Source organism: Ensifer sp. KUDG1 (assembly GCF_050434285.1).
Classification (GTDB): domain Bacteria; phylum Pseudomonadota; class Alphaproteobacteria; order Rhizobiales; family Rhizobiaceae; genus Ensifer.
On record NZ_JBNDIG010000012.1, the window covers coordinates 201530 to 215567 of the forward strand.

Sequence of the window (14038 nt, forward strand, 5' to 3'; positions counted from 1 at the left end):
CAAGGAGCATCCCATGAAAGTCCTTTCGCAAAACACCGCCTTCGGTGGCATGCAGGGCGTCTTTTCGCACGAGTCCGAGGCCTGCAAGGGCGAGATGACCTTCGCCGTCTTCGTGCCGCCGCAGGCGATCAGCGAACCGCGGCCGGTGCTCTGGTATCTCTCCGGCCTTACCTGCACGCATGCAAACGTCATGGAGAAAGGCGAATACCGGCGCATGGCCGCCGAGCTCGGGCTGATCGTCGTCTGCCCGGATACCAGCCCGCGCGGTACGGATGTTCCCGACGAACTGACGAACTGGCAGATGGGCAAGGGAGCAGGCTTCTATCTCGATGCCACCGAAACGCCCTGGGCCGAGCACTACCAGATGTACAGCTACATCACCGAGGAACTGCCCGCCTTCGTCAGCCAGCACTTCCGCATGGACATGAGCCGCCAGGGTATCTTCGGCCATTCGATGGGCGGTCACGGCGCCATGACCATCGCGCTCAAGAACCCGGACCGTTTCAAGAGCTGCTCGGCCTTCGCCCCGATCGTCGAACCTTCGACCGCCGACTGGTCGGTCGGCGCCTTCGAGAAGTATCTGGGCGCGGACCGCGCCGCCTGGCGCCAATATGACGCCTGCGCGCTCGTCAAGGACGGTGCGCGCTTCCCCGCCTTCCTGATCGATCAGGGTAAGGCGGACAGCTTCCTTGAAAACGGCCTGCGCCCCTGGCTGTTCGAGGAAGCGGTCAAGGGCACGGGCATCGATTTGACGCTGCGCATGCACGAACGCTACGACCATTCCTACTATTTCATCTCGACTTTCATGGACGATCATCTGCGCTGGCATGCCGAGCGGCTGGCCTGATCATCGAATGGCGCAATTCCGGGCGGAAGCCACTTTCGCCGAATTGCGCCGCCAATTTTGACCCGGAGCGACTGATGACCCAACTTCTCCTCGTTGGCGCCGGCGGCGCGATCGGCTCGATGCTGCGCTATCTCGTCGGTCTTTGGGCCGTCCACCGCTTGGGATCCGGTTTTCCCTGGGGCACGTTTGGGGTCAATATAACGGGCTCGTTTTTGATCGGCGTGCTGGCCGAAGTGATCATGCGCAAGTTCGGCGCCTCGCCGGACATGCGTGTCTTCCTCATCACCGGCGTCCTCGGCGGTTACACCACCTTTTCCGCCTTCTCGCTCGACGCGATCACGCTCTTCGAGCGCGGCGATGTCATGCTCTCGGCCGTCTATGTCATCGCCAGTGTCGCGCTTTCGATCCTCGCGGTCTTCAGCGGGCTGGCTCTGATGCGCGCAATAGTCTAAAGGCTCGTCTTACAGGCGCTGCGTATCCATGGGACACGCGGCGCATTGCTGCATTGTCCTTCAATCGTTGTCGCTTCGAGGCCATTGTCATGCAGCATCGAGAATATTGCGGCAGCCTTTGCGCGCCTGAAGCTTCTTCTTTTGCGTCATCCCAACGCAGGGGCTTCGGACCGACGCGCGACGCTGCGACCAAACAGAAGGCAGGTTCGCTCAAATGGCAGGCATAGAACACAGGCAGGTGGACGGTGACGAGGCGGGCATGCGCCTGGATCGCTGGTTCAAGGTGCATTTTCCGGGACTGGGCTTCGGCCCGCTGCAGAAGCTTTTGCGCTCCGGCCAGATCCGCGTCGACGGTGCCCGCGCCAAATCCGACACGCGGATCCAGCCCGGCCAGACGATCCGCATTCCGCCGCTCGGGGTCGATCCCAAGGAAGTCAAGACCGGGCCGATCGCCGGCCGCGACCTCAGGAACTCACCCGACGGCGAGTTGCTGTCGCGCATGGTTCTGCACGAAGACGCAAAGGTGATCGTGCTCAACAAGCCGGCCGGCCTTGCCGTTCAGGGTGGCTCGGGCGTCAACCGGCATATCGACAAGATGCTCGACGCCTGGACAAACCAGAAGGGCGAAAAGCCGCGTCTGGTCCACCGGCTCGACCGCGACACCTCAGGGGTTCTGGTGATTGCCCGCACGAGGGGTGCGGCACAGAAGCTGACCGCCGCCTTCCGCGAGCGCGACACCAAGAAGACCTATTGGGCGCTGGTCAAGGGCGTTCCGCGCAAGCGCGAGGACCGGATCTCGACCTGGCTCGTCAAGGAGCAGACGCCGGACGGCGACCGCATGCGCATCGCCAAGCATGGCGAAGACGGTGCCGACCACGCCATTTCCTACTACCGTATTCGCGAACAGGCAGCCCAAAACCTCGCCTGGCTGGAGATGGAGCCCTATACCGGCCGCACCCACCAGCTTCGCGTCCATGCGCTGCACATCGGACACCCGATCCTCGGCGACCCCAAGTATTTCGATGCCGACATCAACTGGAGCCTGCCCGGCGGCATGCAGAACCGGCTGCATCTGCACGCGCGCCATATCGATATTCCTCACCCGGACGGTGGCCGCCTGCGCGTGACCGCACCGCTGCCACCGCACATGGTCCAGAGCTGGAACCTGCTGGGCTTCGAAGAGAACGAGCCTGGCGAGGACGATTGATGAAACTGGCGCTTTTCGATTGTGACGGTACGCTGGTCGATAGCGGCGGCCTGATCCATGAAGTGATGGCGCGGACCTTCGAGGCATTCGACCTCGAGCGCCCGCCCCTCTCGGCGACCAAGAGCATCATCGGCCTGACCCTCGACATCGCCATTGCGCGCCTGCTCGGCCGCGAACATGTCGACGATCAGGCGCTGGCGATGACGGCACATTACAAATCGATCTTTGCCGGCGTTCGGGCCGAGGCAGGGTTCCAGGAGCTTCTGTTTCCTGGAATCGCCGACATGATGCAGACGCTGTCGTCGCGCGATGCGCTGTTGATCGGCGCGGTGACGGGCAAGTCGCGGCGCGGGCTGACGCACATTTCCGAGACGCACGGATTCGACCGGATCTTCTTCGTGTCGCGGACCGCCGACGATTGCCCCTCCAAGCCGCATCCGGCCATGGTGACGGAATGCTGCTTTGAAGCCGGCATCGATGCGAAGGATACGGTCGTCATCGGCGATGCGATCTATGACATGCAGATGGCCAAGGCCGCCGGCGCTGCCGCCATCGGCGTCGCCTGGGGCTATGCTTCCGTTCCCGACCTCATCGAGGCGGGCGCGGATTTCGTTGCCCGGACGCCGGCCGACATCATTGAATGGATGGAACACAATCATGCCTGATATTCGCGACGAACTCAGCGGTGCGATGAGCCACGAGGATCCGGTCCGCCGCGCACAAATCCAGATGCTGAAGCCGCTGCCGAAGCGCTTCTACAAGGACGTCAGCGTCGCAGCCGCGGAAGGCGATACGCACGCCGTGCTGCTCGACGGCCGCACCGTGCGCACGCCGGCAAAGCAGCCGCTTGCCGTGCCGACGCGCAAGCTCGCAGACATGCTCGCCGCCGAATGGGATGCGCAGGCTGAGGTCATCGATCCTGGCAAGATGCCGATCACGCGTATCGTCAACACCGCACTTGACGGCGTCGCCAAGGACCAGCGCTCGGTTTTCGACGATATCCTGCGTTTTGCCGGAACGGACATGCTCTGCTATCGCGCCGACAGCCCGGAAGGCCTGGTCGCGCGCCAGAACGAGATCTGGAACCCGGTGCTCGACTGGGCGCAGCAGACGCTCGGCGCCCGCTTCATCCTCGCCGAAGGCGTGATCCACCAGGAGCAGCCGGAAGAAGCGCTTTCCGCCTATGCGGAAGGGCTGCGCGCCTTCGCGACCCCGCTCGGCCTCACCTGCGTCCACACGGTGACGAGCCTCACCGGTTCTGCCTTGCTGGCACTCGCCTTCGCTTCCGGCCGTCTGACAGCCGAAGAAGCCTGGACGGCTGCGCATGTCGACGAGGACTGGCAGATCGAGCATTGGGGAACCGACGAGGAAGCCTTCCGCCGCCGCGAGAACCGCTGGCAGGAAATGCAGGCGGTCGCCGCGGTTCTTGACGCTCTGCGCTGACGAACCCGGATCAACGGAATACGAAACGGGCTGCGTGTCTCTCGACGCGCAGCCCGTTTCTTTTGTTCAAGATTTTAGCGCCAAGGCGCTTCCACTCGTACGCTAACGTAACGAGAGCGGAGAGCCGTTACATTAGGCGGCCAGCTTCAGGCCGGCGATACCACTGACGATGAGCGCGATGCAGCCGAGGCGAACGAAGGTTGCCGGCTCGGCAAACAGGAAGATGCCGAGGATCACAGTGCCGACGGTGCCGATGCCGGTCCAGACAGCGTAAGCCGTACCGAGCGGCAGGGTGCGCACGGCGAGACCGAGCAGCGCGATGCTGAGGATCATCGAGCCAACGGTCAGGATCGTCGGTGTGACCCGCGTAAAACCATCCGTGTATTTGAGACCAATTGCCCAGCCGATTTCGAGAATACCGGCAAGCAGAAGAAGGAACCAGGCCATATCAAACTCCTAAAGTTTGGAGCGAGGCCGTCCCCGCGGATGTTCGGTATCGCCTATGCGAACCGTGCAGCCGTCTGCAACGCGGGTTCTATCTCACACTCCAGTTACGCCGGCAAGGCGGTCATGGGCAAATCAGCCTTGCGTCCGCGGCAAAGCTAAACCATTTCACGCAGCCGTTGAAACCATGAAAACGCGTGGGGGCACCGAGGTTCTGCAGGTGGCGCTCTATGGAGCGTTGCGCTCCCTGCGGAGTTTCGACCACCATTCCAGCCGCTTACGGATCTCACGCTCGAAACCGCGTTCCGGCGGATCATAGAAGGTCCTGCGCCCCATCTTCTCGGGGAAATAGTCCTGGCCGGAAAAGGCGTCCGGCTCGTCATGGTCGTAGCGGTAGCCGTCGCCGTAGCCCTCGCCCTTCATCAGTTTCGTCGGAGCGTTGAGGATATGTTTCGGCGGCAGAAGCGAGCCGTTTTCCTTCGCCGCCCTCATCGCCGCCTTGTAGGCGGTGTAGACGCCGTTCGATTTCGGCGCGGTCGCGAGATAGACGCAAGCCTCGGCAAGCGCCAGTTCGCCCTCGGGTGACCCGAGATAGTCATAGGCATCCTTGGCGGCGTTGCAGATCACCAGCGCCTGCGGGTCGGCGAGGCCGATGTCCTCGACTGCCATGCGCACCAACCGCCGCCCGAGATAGAGCGGATCCTCGCCGGCATCGAACATGCGGCAGAGATAATAGAGTGCTGCATCCGGATCCGAGCCACGCACAGACTTGTGCAGGGCCGAAATCAGATTGTAGTGGCCGTCCTGGCCCTTGTCATAGACCGGTGCCCGGCGCTGGACGATGTTCTGCAGTGCTTCCGCGTCGAAGATCTCGTCGCGCCGCGCGGCGCGCCAGACTTCTTCGGCCAGCGTCAGCGCGGCGCGGCCGTCGCCGTCGGCCATGCGGATGAGGCTGGCGCGCGCATCCGCATCGAGCGGCAGTTTCTTGCCCTCGGTCTCTTCGGCCCGCGACAGCAGTTCCTCTATGCTGTCTTCGCCGTGCGGCTTGAACGTCAGCACCCGGGCGCGCGACAAAAGAGCAGCGTTGAGTTCGAAGGATGGGTTTTCCGTCGTTGCACCGACGAGGATCACGGTTCCGTCTTCCATGACGGGCAGGAAGCTGTCCTGCTGCGCCCGGTTGAAACGGTGGATCTCGTCGACGAAGAGCAGCGTCTGGCGACCGGACATGCGCCTTGCCCGCGCCGCCTCGAATACCTTCTTGAGATCGGCGACGCCGGAGAAGATCGCGGAGATCTGCTCGAAGGCGAGCCCCGCCTCCCCCGAAAGCAGCCGCGCCACAGTCGTCTTGCCCGTTCCGGGCGGTCCCCAGAAGATCATCGACCCGAGCGAACCCGACGCAATCATCCGCGACAGCACGCCGTCCTCACCAGTCAGGTGATCCTGACCGGTGACTTCGGCAAGCGTTCGCGGGCGAAGCCGGTCGGCAAGTGGCCTTGCCGACGCCATTTCCGGTGGCTCGTGGGCGGTGAACAGGTCGCTCATCGGAAGAACTGACGGATGAGTTGGCCGTCACGCTCGATCTCGACGCGCCAGAAGGAGGCATCGTCGGCCATGACCTGTTCCAGCGTCTTCGACGTGTCGATCACCGTGCCGTTCACCGACCGCACGATATCCTTCGGCTCGAGGCCGATGCGGGCGGCGGGCGAGCCGCGGTTGACCTGCATGACGACGACGCCCTGCAGCGAGGTCGACATGCGCAACTCGTCGGCAAGGCGCGGCGACAGGTTGGCGACGACTGCGCCGGCGAAGGGGTTGCGCCCTTCGATCAGCCGTTCGTCGCGCGGCGAGGTCTCCGGCGCCCGGTCGAGCTTGAGCGCTACTTCCCGCTGCTTGCCGTTTTCCGATACGGTGACCCGCGCCTCGTGGCCGATACCAACAGTCGTCAAGCGATAGCCGAGGGCATCGGGATGTTCGACCTCGATACCGTTGACGGCAGTGATCACCTGGCCGGGCTTGATCCCCGCCTGTTCGGCCGGGCCGCCCGCCACGACAGCGGTCACCAGCGCACCGCGGGCGCGGTTGAGGCCAAGGGCCTCGGCCACTTCCGAAGTGACCGGCTCGAAGCTCGCGCCGATGAACGGACGTACGAACGCGCCGTTGCCGCCTTCGGCCGACGCAACGAAAACCTTGACGAGATTGGCGGGGATGGCAAAGCCGACGCCGTTCGAGCCACCGCCCTTGGAAAAGATCGCCGTATTGATGCCGATAAGCTGGCCGTTCATGTCGATGAGGCCGCCGCCGGAATTGCCCGGGTTGATTGCCGCATCCGTCTGGATGAAGAAGCCGAAATCACCCGACGAGACCTGGTTGCGCGCAAGCGCCGAAACGATGCCGCTCGTCACCGTCTGGCCGACGCCGAAGGGGTTGCCGATCGCGAGCACGAGGTCACCGACCTCGACCGCATCGGAATCACCAAGCGGCACGATGTCGAAGGGACCGTCCGACTGGATCTTCAGAACCGCGAGGTCGAGCCGATCGTCCTTGAGCACGATCTTGCAAGGAAACTCGCGGCCGTCGGCCAGCGCCACCTTGATATCGTCGGCGCCCTCGATGACGTGGTTGTTGGTCACCACGATGCCGTTCTTGCCGACGATCACGCCGGAACCCAGCGAAGACTGCTTCTCCGAACGGTTCGGCATACGCTGGCCGAAGAACTCCTCGAAGAAGGGATCGCCGGAGAAAATCGACCGGCGCTCGACGACCCGTTCGGCATAGACGTTGACGACGGCATTCGCCGTCTGCTTGACGAGGGGGGCGAAAGAAAGCTGCATTTCGGTCCGCGACTGCGGAACGCTCTTGGCCTCCTGGGCCAATGCCGGACAGGCGAGAGAAACAGCGATGACGAGCGAAACAAGCGCTCTTCGACCTACGATCATGTAAAGCATTCTCCTATTCGTCGCGGCTACGTTCAGATAGGATTTCGCGGGAAAAAAGGCAAATGTTGGCGCAGGATACGCAAAGTCGCCGGCTTCACGCACTACGCACGAAAACGTGGTTCGCAACCCCTTTCACGGTGATCGAAAGTCTGCTGAGTTCATACAAGACAAGGCTCATAAATCACTTCGGAAAAGACCATGCCATCTTACCGTCCGCCGAGAATCGTTTCCTCCGAAATCACCCCGGAGGCCATCTTTTTCAACCGCCGCACCTTCCTCGGGGCTGCCGCCGGCGGCGTTCTGCTTGCGGGAAGCGGTACGGGGCTCGCGGCCGCACTCAGCGCGCCCAAGGGCAAATACACCGTCGACGAGGACCTGACGCCCGAGGCCGACGTCACCAGCTACAACAATTTCTATGAGTTCGGGACCGGCAAGGGCGACCCTGCGGCCAATTCGAACAGCTTCAAGCCGACGCCATGGACCGTGAAGGTCGATGGTCTCGTCGGCAAGCCGAAGGAATTCGGGCTCGAAGAGCTCTTGGCGTTGCCGATCGAAGAGCGCGTCTATCGCATGCGCTGTGTCGAAGCCTGGTCGATGGTGATCCCCTGGACCGGGTTTCAGCTCTCGGCGCTGCTCGACAAGGTCGAGCCGCTCGGCAGCGCCAAATATGTCTCGTTCGAGACCGTGGTGCGGCCGTCCGAAATGCCGGGTCAATCCGGTTTCTTCCAGCCGCTGCCCTGGCCCTATCGCGAGGGGTTGAGGCTCGACGAGGCCCGTCACCCGCTGACACTGTTGTCCGTCGGCGTCTACGGCAAGACGCTTCCCAACCAGAACGGCGCGCCGGTTCGGCTGGTCACTCCCTGGAAATACGGCTTCAAGGGGATCAAGTCGATCGTGCGCATTTCCCTGACGGAAACACAGCCGCCCTCAACCTGGAATCTCTCGGCGCCGAACGAGTATGGCTTCTTTGCCAACGTCAATCCGGCGGTCGATCATCCCCGCTGGAGCCAGGCAACGGAAAACCGCATCGGCGGTGGCGGCTTTTTCGGCTCCAACCGGCGCGACACCCTGCCCTTCAACGGCTATGCCGACGAGGTGGCCGGGCTTTATGCCGGCATGGATCTCAGAGCGAACTATTGATCATGGCCCGCCTGCCCACCCTTGCAAAGCGTTACCATTCAGCCTCGGTCTGGGCGCTCTACGGCCTCGGGCTGCTGCCGGCCGCCTACGCATTCTATCTCGGGGCTACCGGCCAACTGCCCGGAAACCCGGTCAAGGAATTCGAACACCTGCTCGGCCTCTGGGCGCTGCGTTTCCTCGTCGCGACGTTGGCGATCTCGTCGATCCGCGACCTCTTCGGCATCAACTGGCTGCGCTATCGGCGGGCCTTGGGACTGCTCGCGTTCTACTACGTGCTGATGCACTTCCTCGCCTACATGCTGCTCGATCAGCGGCTAAACTTTCCGAGCATACTGGCCGATATCGCCCGCCGCCCCTTCATCACCATCGGCATGGCCGCGCTCGTCATGCTGATCCCGCTGGCGCTCACGTCCAACAACTGGTCGATCCGCAGGCTCGGTGCGCGGTGGAACAAACTTCACCGCCTGGCCTACGTGATCGCCGCCGCCGGCGCCCTGCATTTCTCGATGTCGGTGAAGGTCGTCGGCCCGGAACAGCTGCTTTATCTCGGGCTCGTTGCGCTGTTGCTCGTCTGGCGGCTCGTGCGCAAACCCTATCTGCGGCGCAAGCGCCAGGCCGCCAACGCGCCGGCGAGGACCGCTGCCGAGAGCGCCTGAGGGGTTCTTCGTCCCGCCCTGAACAACGCCCCCCGATCGCATGTCAACGAAACGGCGCCTGAGCGGGCGCGCTGTCAGGCGTGCGCTCAAACGACGGGCCCAACGAAAAATACGCCAAAGAAAAAGCGGCCGGGTGACGAACACCCGGCCGCTTCAATTTTCTGCCTTCGATAGGCTTAGGCTGCTTCGGCAGCTTCAGCTTCTGCAGCAACGCGGGCGAGATCCTTCGCGCCCTTTGCCGAGACGTCGCGGTCAACGAATTCGATGACGGCGAGCGCGGCGTTGTCGCCGTGACGGAAGCCAGCCTTCATGATGCGCAGGTAGCCGCCGTTGCGGGTGGCGTAACGCGATGCGATCGTGTCGAACAGCTTGGCAACGACAGCGGCGTCGCGGATCTGCGAGATCGCCTGGCGGCGAGCGTGCAGGTCACCGCGCTTGCCGAGCGTGACGAGCTTCTCGACGATCGGGCGGATTTCCTTAGCCTTCGGCAGGGTCGTAACGATCTGCTCGTGTTCGATCAGCGAAGCTGCCATGTTGGCAAACATCGCCTTGCGGTGGCTGGCGGTTCTATTCAGCTTGCGGCCGGCTTTACCGTGGCGCATGGCTATTCTCCTTCACTTGCAGGCATTCGCCCGCAGTCTAATGGTTAGTATTGGTCTTCGTAACGCTTGGCGAGATCTTCGATGTTCTCCGGCGGCCAGGACGGCACTTCCATGCCGAGGTGCAGGCCCATGGAAGCGAGAACTTCCTTGATTTCGTTCAGCGACTTGCGACCAAAATTCGGCGTGCGGAGCATTTCTGCTTCGGTCTTCTGAATGAGGTCGCCGATGTAGACGATGTTGTCGTTCTTCAGGCAGTTGGCCGAACGGACCGAAAGTTCCAGTTCGTCGACCTTCTTGAGAAGCGCCGGGTTGAAGGCGAGTTCGGTAACTGCCTCTTCCTCTGCTTCCTTCTGCGGCTCGTCGAAATTGACGAAGACCGACAGCTGGTCCTGAAGGATGCGGGCCGCGAATGCGATCGCATCTTCACCGGTGACGGAGCCGTCCGTCTCGATGGACATCGTCAGCTTGTCGTAGTCAAGAACCTGGCCTTCGCGGGTGTTTTCCACCTTGTAGGACACTTTCTTGACCGGCGAGTACAGGCTGTCGACCGGGATCAGGCCGATCGGAGCATCTTCCGAACGGTTGCGATCTGCCGGAACGTAGCCCTTGCCGTTGTTGACGGTGAACTCCATGCGGATCTCGGCGCCCTCGTCGAGGGTGCAGATCACATGGTTCGGGTTGAGGATTTCGATATCGCCAACCGTCTGGATGTCACCGGCGGTTACAACGCCCGGACCCTGCTTGCGCACAACCATGCGCTTTGCGTCGTCGCCATCCATCTTGATGGCGATTTCCTTGATGTTGAGCACGATGTCCGTCACATCTTCCCGGACGCCCGGGATAGAGGAGAACTCGTGCAGGACGCCGTCGATCTGCACTGCGGTGACAGCAGCACCGCGCAGAGACGACAGCAGCACGCGACGAAGCGCGTTGCCGAGCGTCAGACCGAAGCCGCGTTCAAGCGGTTCCGCAACCAGCGTTGCCTTGGTGCGGCCGGAGGAGACGAACTCCACCTTGTTCGGCTTGATCAGTTCCTGCCAATTCTTCTGGATCATGTTTTCTGCCTTCCGTTCGTTGCCACCATCCAATCGTGACAACCGAGCCCCGAAGACCGGGAGCGCGCGTCTGCGCCCTCACCGGCATGTTGAATGCATATGATCAGACGCGGCGCTTCTTGCGCGGGCGGCAGCCGTTGTGCGGGATCGGGGTCACATCGCGGATCGAGGTGATCATGAAGCCCGCAGCCTGCAGCGCGCGAAGAGCGGATTCACGGCCAGAACCCGGACCGCAAACTTCAACTTCCAGCGACTTCATGCCGTGTTCCTGAGCCTTCTTGGCGCAGTCTTCAGCGGCGATCTGTGCGGCAAACGGGGTCGACTTACGCGAGCCCTTGAAACCCTTGGCACCGGCAGACGACCAGGCAATCGCGTTGCCCTGTGCGTCGGTGATGGTGATCATGGTGTTGTTGAACGACGAATTGACGTGCGCAACGCCAGACGTGATGTTCTTGCGTTCGCGACGGCGAACGCGGGTGGCTTCCTTGGCCATAGGATCCCTTTCTTAGATCTCTGCACCGCCGTAATTCCAGCGGCTCCACCGGGAAAAGGATTTGACGTCCCCTGCCCTGCATCTTCACTTCCCGCAGAACGAAGTATCGCCCTGCGAACATATCGCCCGGCCGGATCGGCCGAACAAAGGTCAGGCGAACGCCCTTCCAAACTGCAAAAGGAGGCCGGTGCTTGACACCAGCCTCCCAATCTCCCTTTTCGGGAAATTACTTCTTCTTACCGGCAATCGCCTTCGCCGGACCCTTGCGGGTGCGAGCGTTGGTGTGGGTGCGCTGACCGCGAACCGGAAGGCCACGACGGTGACGCAGGCCGCGGTAGCAGCCGAGGTCCATCAGGCGCTTGATGTTCATCGAGGTCTCGCGACGCAGGTCACCCTCGACCTGGTAGTCGCGGTCGATCGTTTCGCGGATCTGCAGGACTTCAGCGTCCGTCAGCTGATGCACGCGACGATCAGCCGGGATACCGACCTTCTCGATGATTTCCTGTGCGAATTTCGGGCCGATCCCGTGAATGTAGGTCAGCGCAATAACTACGCGCTTTGCCGTCGGGATGTTGACGCCAGCGATACGTGCCACGTCTATTCTCCTTGCGTTCCAGTTGCCATCCGGCAATAGGTGCTTCGTTACGCGACCTCGAAGAGCCGCACGTTGATTGAGGTTCGAGACACGTCAAAAACGACCGTACCCGGACTTCATTTTCTTTGAAGACCGCGCCGACCGCTCTCATGTCGCGAGTTGGCGCTGTCTTTGGCGGAATCGGCCGGAAAAGTCAACTCCCCGGCAGTTCCTTTTCGGCAAAGACCAGTGTCTAAGCCAGAATCTTCTCGATCTCGGCGGTGACGGTGTTCACTTCCGCCATGCCATCGACCGTTCTGAGCTGCCCCGTTCCGGAGTAGTGCTCGGAGAGCGGCGCCGTCTTTTCGCGGTACTCGGTCAACCGGCGCTTGAAGGCTTCCGGATTGTCGTCCGAACGAACGGTGCCGCCAGCTGCGATGGTTTCCGCTACGCGATTCTCCATCCGCTTTACAAGGGCTGCCTCGTCGACCTTGAGCTCGATTACAGCATCGAGCTTCAGGCCCTTGCCCTCGAGCATCTTGCCGAGCGCGATCGCCTGCGGAACCGTGCGCGGGTAACCGTCAAGGATGAACCCCTTCGCACAGTCCGGCTGGTCGATGCGATCCGACACGATTTCGTTGACGATCTCATCGGATACCAGCTGACCGGCATCCATGACCGCCTTGGCACGCTTGCCGACTTCGGTCGCCTGGGCGACGGCCGCCCGCAGCATATCTCCTGTGGAAAGCTGCGGAATGCCGTATCTCTCCGTCAGAAGCTTGGCCTGTGTCCCCTTGCCAGCGCCCGGCGGTCCCAAAAAAATCAGTCTCATCGTCCCCTCTTTCCTCCGCGCAGCTTCGACTTCTTGATCAGCCCCTCATATTGCTGTGCGATGAGGTGGCCCTGGATCTGTGCTACCGTATCAAGGGTGACGCTGACAACAATCAAAAGCGACGTACCACCAAGGTAGAACGGCACGCCGGTCTGAGCGATCAGAACTTCCGGCAGAATGCAGACGAAGATCAGATAGGCCGCACCGATCACGGTGATGCGCGTCAGGACATAATCGATGTATTCCGCGGTCCGCTCGCCCGGACGAATGCCCGGGATGAAGCCGCCGTGCTTCTTCAGATTGTCGGCCGTGTCCTTCGGATTGAAGACGATCGCCGTGTAGAAGAAGGCGAAGAACGCGATCATCGCACCGTAGAGCACCATGTAGAGCGGCTTGCCGTGCGCGAGCGCGCCAACAACGGTGGTCGCCCAGCCCGGCAGCGTCGCGGTATTGGCAAAGCCTGCAAGCGTTGCCGGCAGAAGCAGCAGCGACGAGGCGAAGATCGCCGGGATAACGCCCGATGTGTTGAGCTTCAGCGGCAGGTGCGAGGTGTCGCCCTGGAACATGCGGTTGCCGACCTGGCGCTTCGGATACTGGATCAGAAGCCGCCGCTGGGCGCGCTCGACGAACACGATGAGCGCGATGACGCCGACGACCATGACGATGATCGCGAGGATCAGCGGGGTCGACAGTGCGCCGGTGCGGCCGAGTTCGAGCGTGCCGGCCAGAGCCGTCGGCAGATGGGCGACGATACCGGCGAAAATGATCAGCGAGATGCCGTTGCCGATGCCGCGCGAGGTGATCTGCTCACCGAGCCACATCAGGAACATGGTGCCGCCAAGCAGCGAAATGACGGTCGAAATACGGAAGAACCAACCCGGATCGTTGACGAGGCCGTTGCCGCTCTCGAGGCCGACCGCGATCGCGTAAGCCTGCGCCGTGCCGAGAAGCACCGTGCCGTAACGGGTGTACTGGTTGATGATCTTGCGGCCCTGCTCGCCTTCCTTCTTCAGCTGTTCCAGTGCCGGAACGACAGATGTCATCAGCTGAACGATGATCGACGCAGAGATATAGGGCATGATGCCGAGCGCGAAGATCGCCATGCGCTCAACTGCACCGCCCGAAAACATGTTGAAGAGGCCGAGGATGCCGCCGCTCTGGCCGCGGAATGCCTGGGCAAACGCTTCCGGGTTAAGACCGGGCAGCGGGATATAGGTGCCAAGACGGTAAACCAGAAGCGCACCAAGCGTGAACCAGAGCCGTTTCTTCAGATCTTCCGCCTTGGCGAAAGTCGAGAAATTCAGGTTCGAGGCGAGCTGTTCCGCTGCAGAAGCCATGCAATTCTCCGCGTACCAAA

16 protein-coding genes are annotated in these 14038 nt (G+C 62.1%); 7 read left to right on the forward strand and 9 right to left on the reverse strand.

Annotated elements, in window-relative coordinates; all coding sequences use genetic code 11:
* The first annotated feature begins 13 nt into the window (after positions 1–13).
* From fghA to M2267_RS26330, 5 genes are all read left to right on the forward strand, one after another.
* Positions 14–847, forward strand: coding sequence for an S-formylglutathione hydrolase (gene fghA / locus M2267_RS26310; RefSeq protein WP_429118616.1), 834 nt, complete (start codon positions 14–16; stop codon positions 845–847).
* 74 nt (positions 848–921) lie between these two features.
* On the forward strand, positions 922–1299 hold the full coding sequence (crcB, locus tag M2267_RS26315; RefSeq protein WP_429118619.1) for a fluoride efflux transporter CrcB: 378 nt from the start codon (positions 922–924) through the stop codon (positions 1297–1299).
* A gap of 214 nt (positions 1300–1513) precedes the next feature.
* The gene (locus tag M2267_RS26320; RefSeq protein WP_429118620.1) at positions 1514–2506 is read left to right on the forward strand and encodes an RluA family pseudouridine synthase; all 993 of its coding nucleotides are present in this window, start codon (positions 1514–1516) and stop codon (positions 2504–2506) included.
* Entirely contained in the window at positions 2506–3171 is a 666-nt protein-coding gene (locus M2267_RS26325; protein WP_429118623.1) for an HAD-IA family hydrolase, read from the forward strand. The genes M2267_RS26320 and M2267_RS26325 overlap by 1 nt, the downstream gene beginning before the upstream one ends.
* A complete protein-coding gene (locus M2267_RS26330) occupies positions 3164–3949 on the forward strand; it encodes an ATP12 family chaperone protein (RefSeq protein ID WP_402316744.1) in 786 nt (261 codons plus the stop codon). The genes M2267_RS26325 and M2267_RS26330 overlap by 8 nt, the downstream gene beginning before the upstream one ends.
* 132 nt (positions 3950–4081) lie before the next feature.
* Here M2267_RS26330 and sugE read toward each other — a convergent pair whose 3' ends face one another.
* The 3 genes from sugE to M2267_RS26345 form a co-directional block, all read right to left on the reverse strand.
* Positions 4082–4396, reverse strand: a complete 315-nt coding sequence (sugE, locus tag M2267_RS26335; RefSeq protein WP_034795623.1) for a quaternary ammonium compound efflux SMR transporter SugE — start codon at positions 4394–4396, stop codon at positions 4082–4084.
* A gap of 225 nt (positions 4397–4621) precedes the next feature.
* Positions 4622–5935, reverse strand: coding sequence for a replication-associated recombination protein A (locus M2267_RS26340; protein WP_429118627.1), 1314 nt, complete (start codon positions 5933–5935; stop codon positions 4622–4624).
* Positions 5932–7329, reverse strand: coding sequence for a DegQ family serine endoprotease (locus M2267_RS26345; RefSeq protein WP_429118630.1), 1398 nt, complete (start codon positions 7327–7329; stop codon positions 5932–5934). The genes M2267_RS26340 and M2267_RS26345 overlap by 4 nt, the downstream gene beginning before the upstream one ends.
* Positions 7330–7527: 198 nt before the next feature.
* Here M2267_RS26345 and msrP point away from each other — a divergent pair, with 198 nt between their 5' ends.
* Together msrP and msrQ are read left to right on the forward strand one after the other, a co-directional pair.
* Entirely contained in the window at positions 7528–8469 is a 942-nt protein-coding gene (gene msrP / locus M2267_RS26350; protein ID WP_043623375.1) for a protein-methionine-sulfoxide reductase catalytic subunit MsrP, read from the forward strand.
* A gap of 2 nt (positions 8470–8471) precedes the next feature.
* Complete coding sequence (gene msrQ / locus M2267_RS26355) at positions 8472–9125, forward strand: protein-methionine-sulfoxide reductase heme-binding subunit MsrQ (protein WP_429118633.1); 654 nt, start codon at positions 8472–8474, stop codon at positions 9123–9125.
* A gap of 176 nt (positions 9126–9301) precedes the next feature.
* On the opposite strand, the gene rplQ is transcribed toward msrQ, so the two are convergent.
* From rplQ to secY, 6 genes are all read right to left on the reverse strand, one after another.
* Positions 9302–9727, reverse strand: a complete 426-nt coding sequence (gene rplQ, locus M2267_RS26360) for a 50S ribosomal protein L17 (protein ID WP_034795595.1) — start codon at positions 9725–9727, stop codon at positions 9302–9304.
* A gap of 44 nt (positions 9728–9771) precedes the next feature.
* Entirely contained in the window at positions 9772–10782 is a 1011-nt protein-coding gene (locus tag M2267_RS26365) for a DNA-directed RNA polymerase subunit alpha (protein WP_034795592.1), read from the reverse strand.
* 103 nt (positions 10783–10885) lie between these two features.
* Complete coding sequence (gene rpsK / locus M2267_RS26370; RefSeq protein ID WP_003536496.1) at positions 10886–11275, reverse strand: 30S ribosomal protein S11; 390 nt, start codon at positions 11273–11275, stop codon at positions 10886–10888.
* A 226-nt stretch (positions 11276–11501) separates the two neighbouring features.
* A complete protein-coding gene (gene rpsM, locus M2267_RS26375) occupies positions 11502–11870 on the reverse strand; it encodes a 30S ribosomal protein S13 (protein WP_034795586.1) in 369 nt (122 codons plus the stop codon).
* A 232-nt stretch (positions 11871–12102) separates the two neighbouring features.
* Positions 12103–12681: an adenylate kinase gene (locus M2267_RS26380; RefSeq protein WP_429118644.1), complete on the reverse strand. Its 579-nt coding sequence runs from the start codon at positions 12679–12681 to the stop codon at positions 12103–12105.
* Positions 12678–14018 carry a preprotein translocase subunit SecY gene (gene secY / locus M2267_RS26385; protein WP_043623382.1) on the reverse strand — a complete coding sequence of 447 codons (1341 nt, stop codon included), beginning with the start codon at positions 14016–14018 and terminating at the stop codon, positions 12678–12680. Before secY ends, M2267_RS26380 begins: the two co-directional genes overlap by 4 nt.
* Positions 14019–14038: the final 20 nt, after the last annotated feature.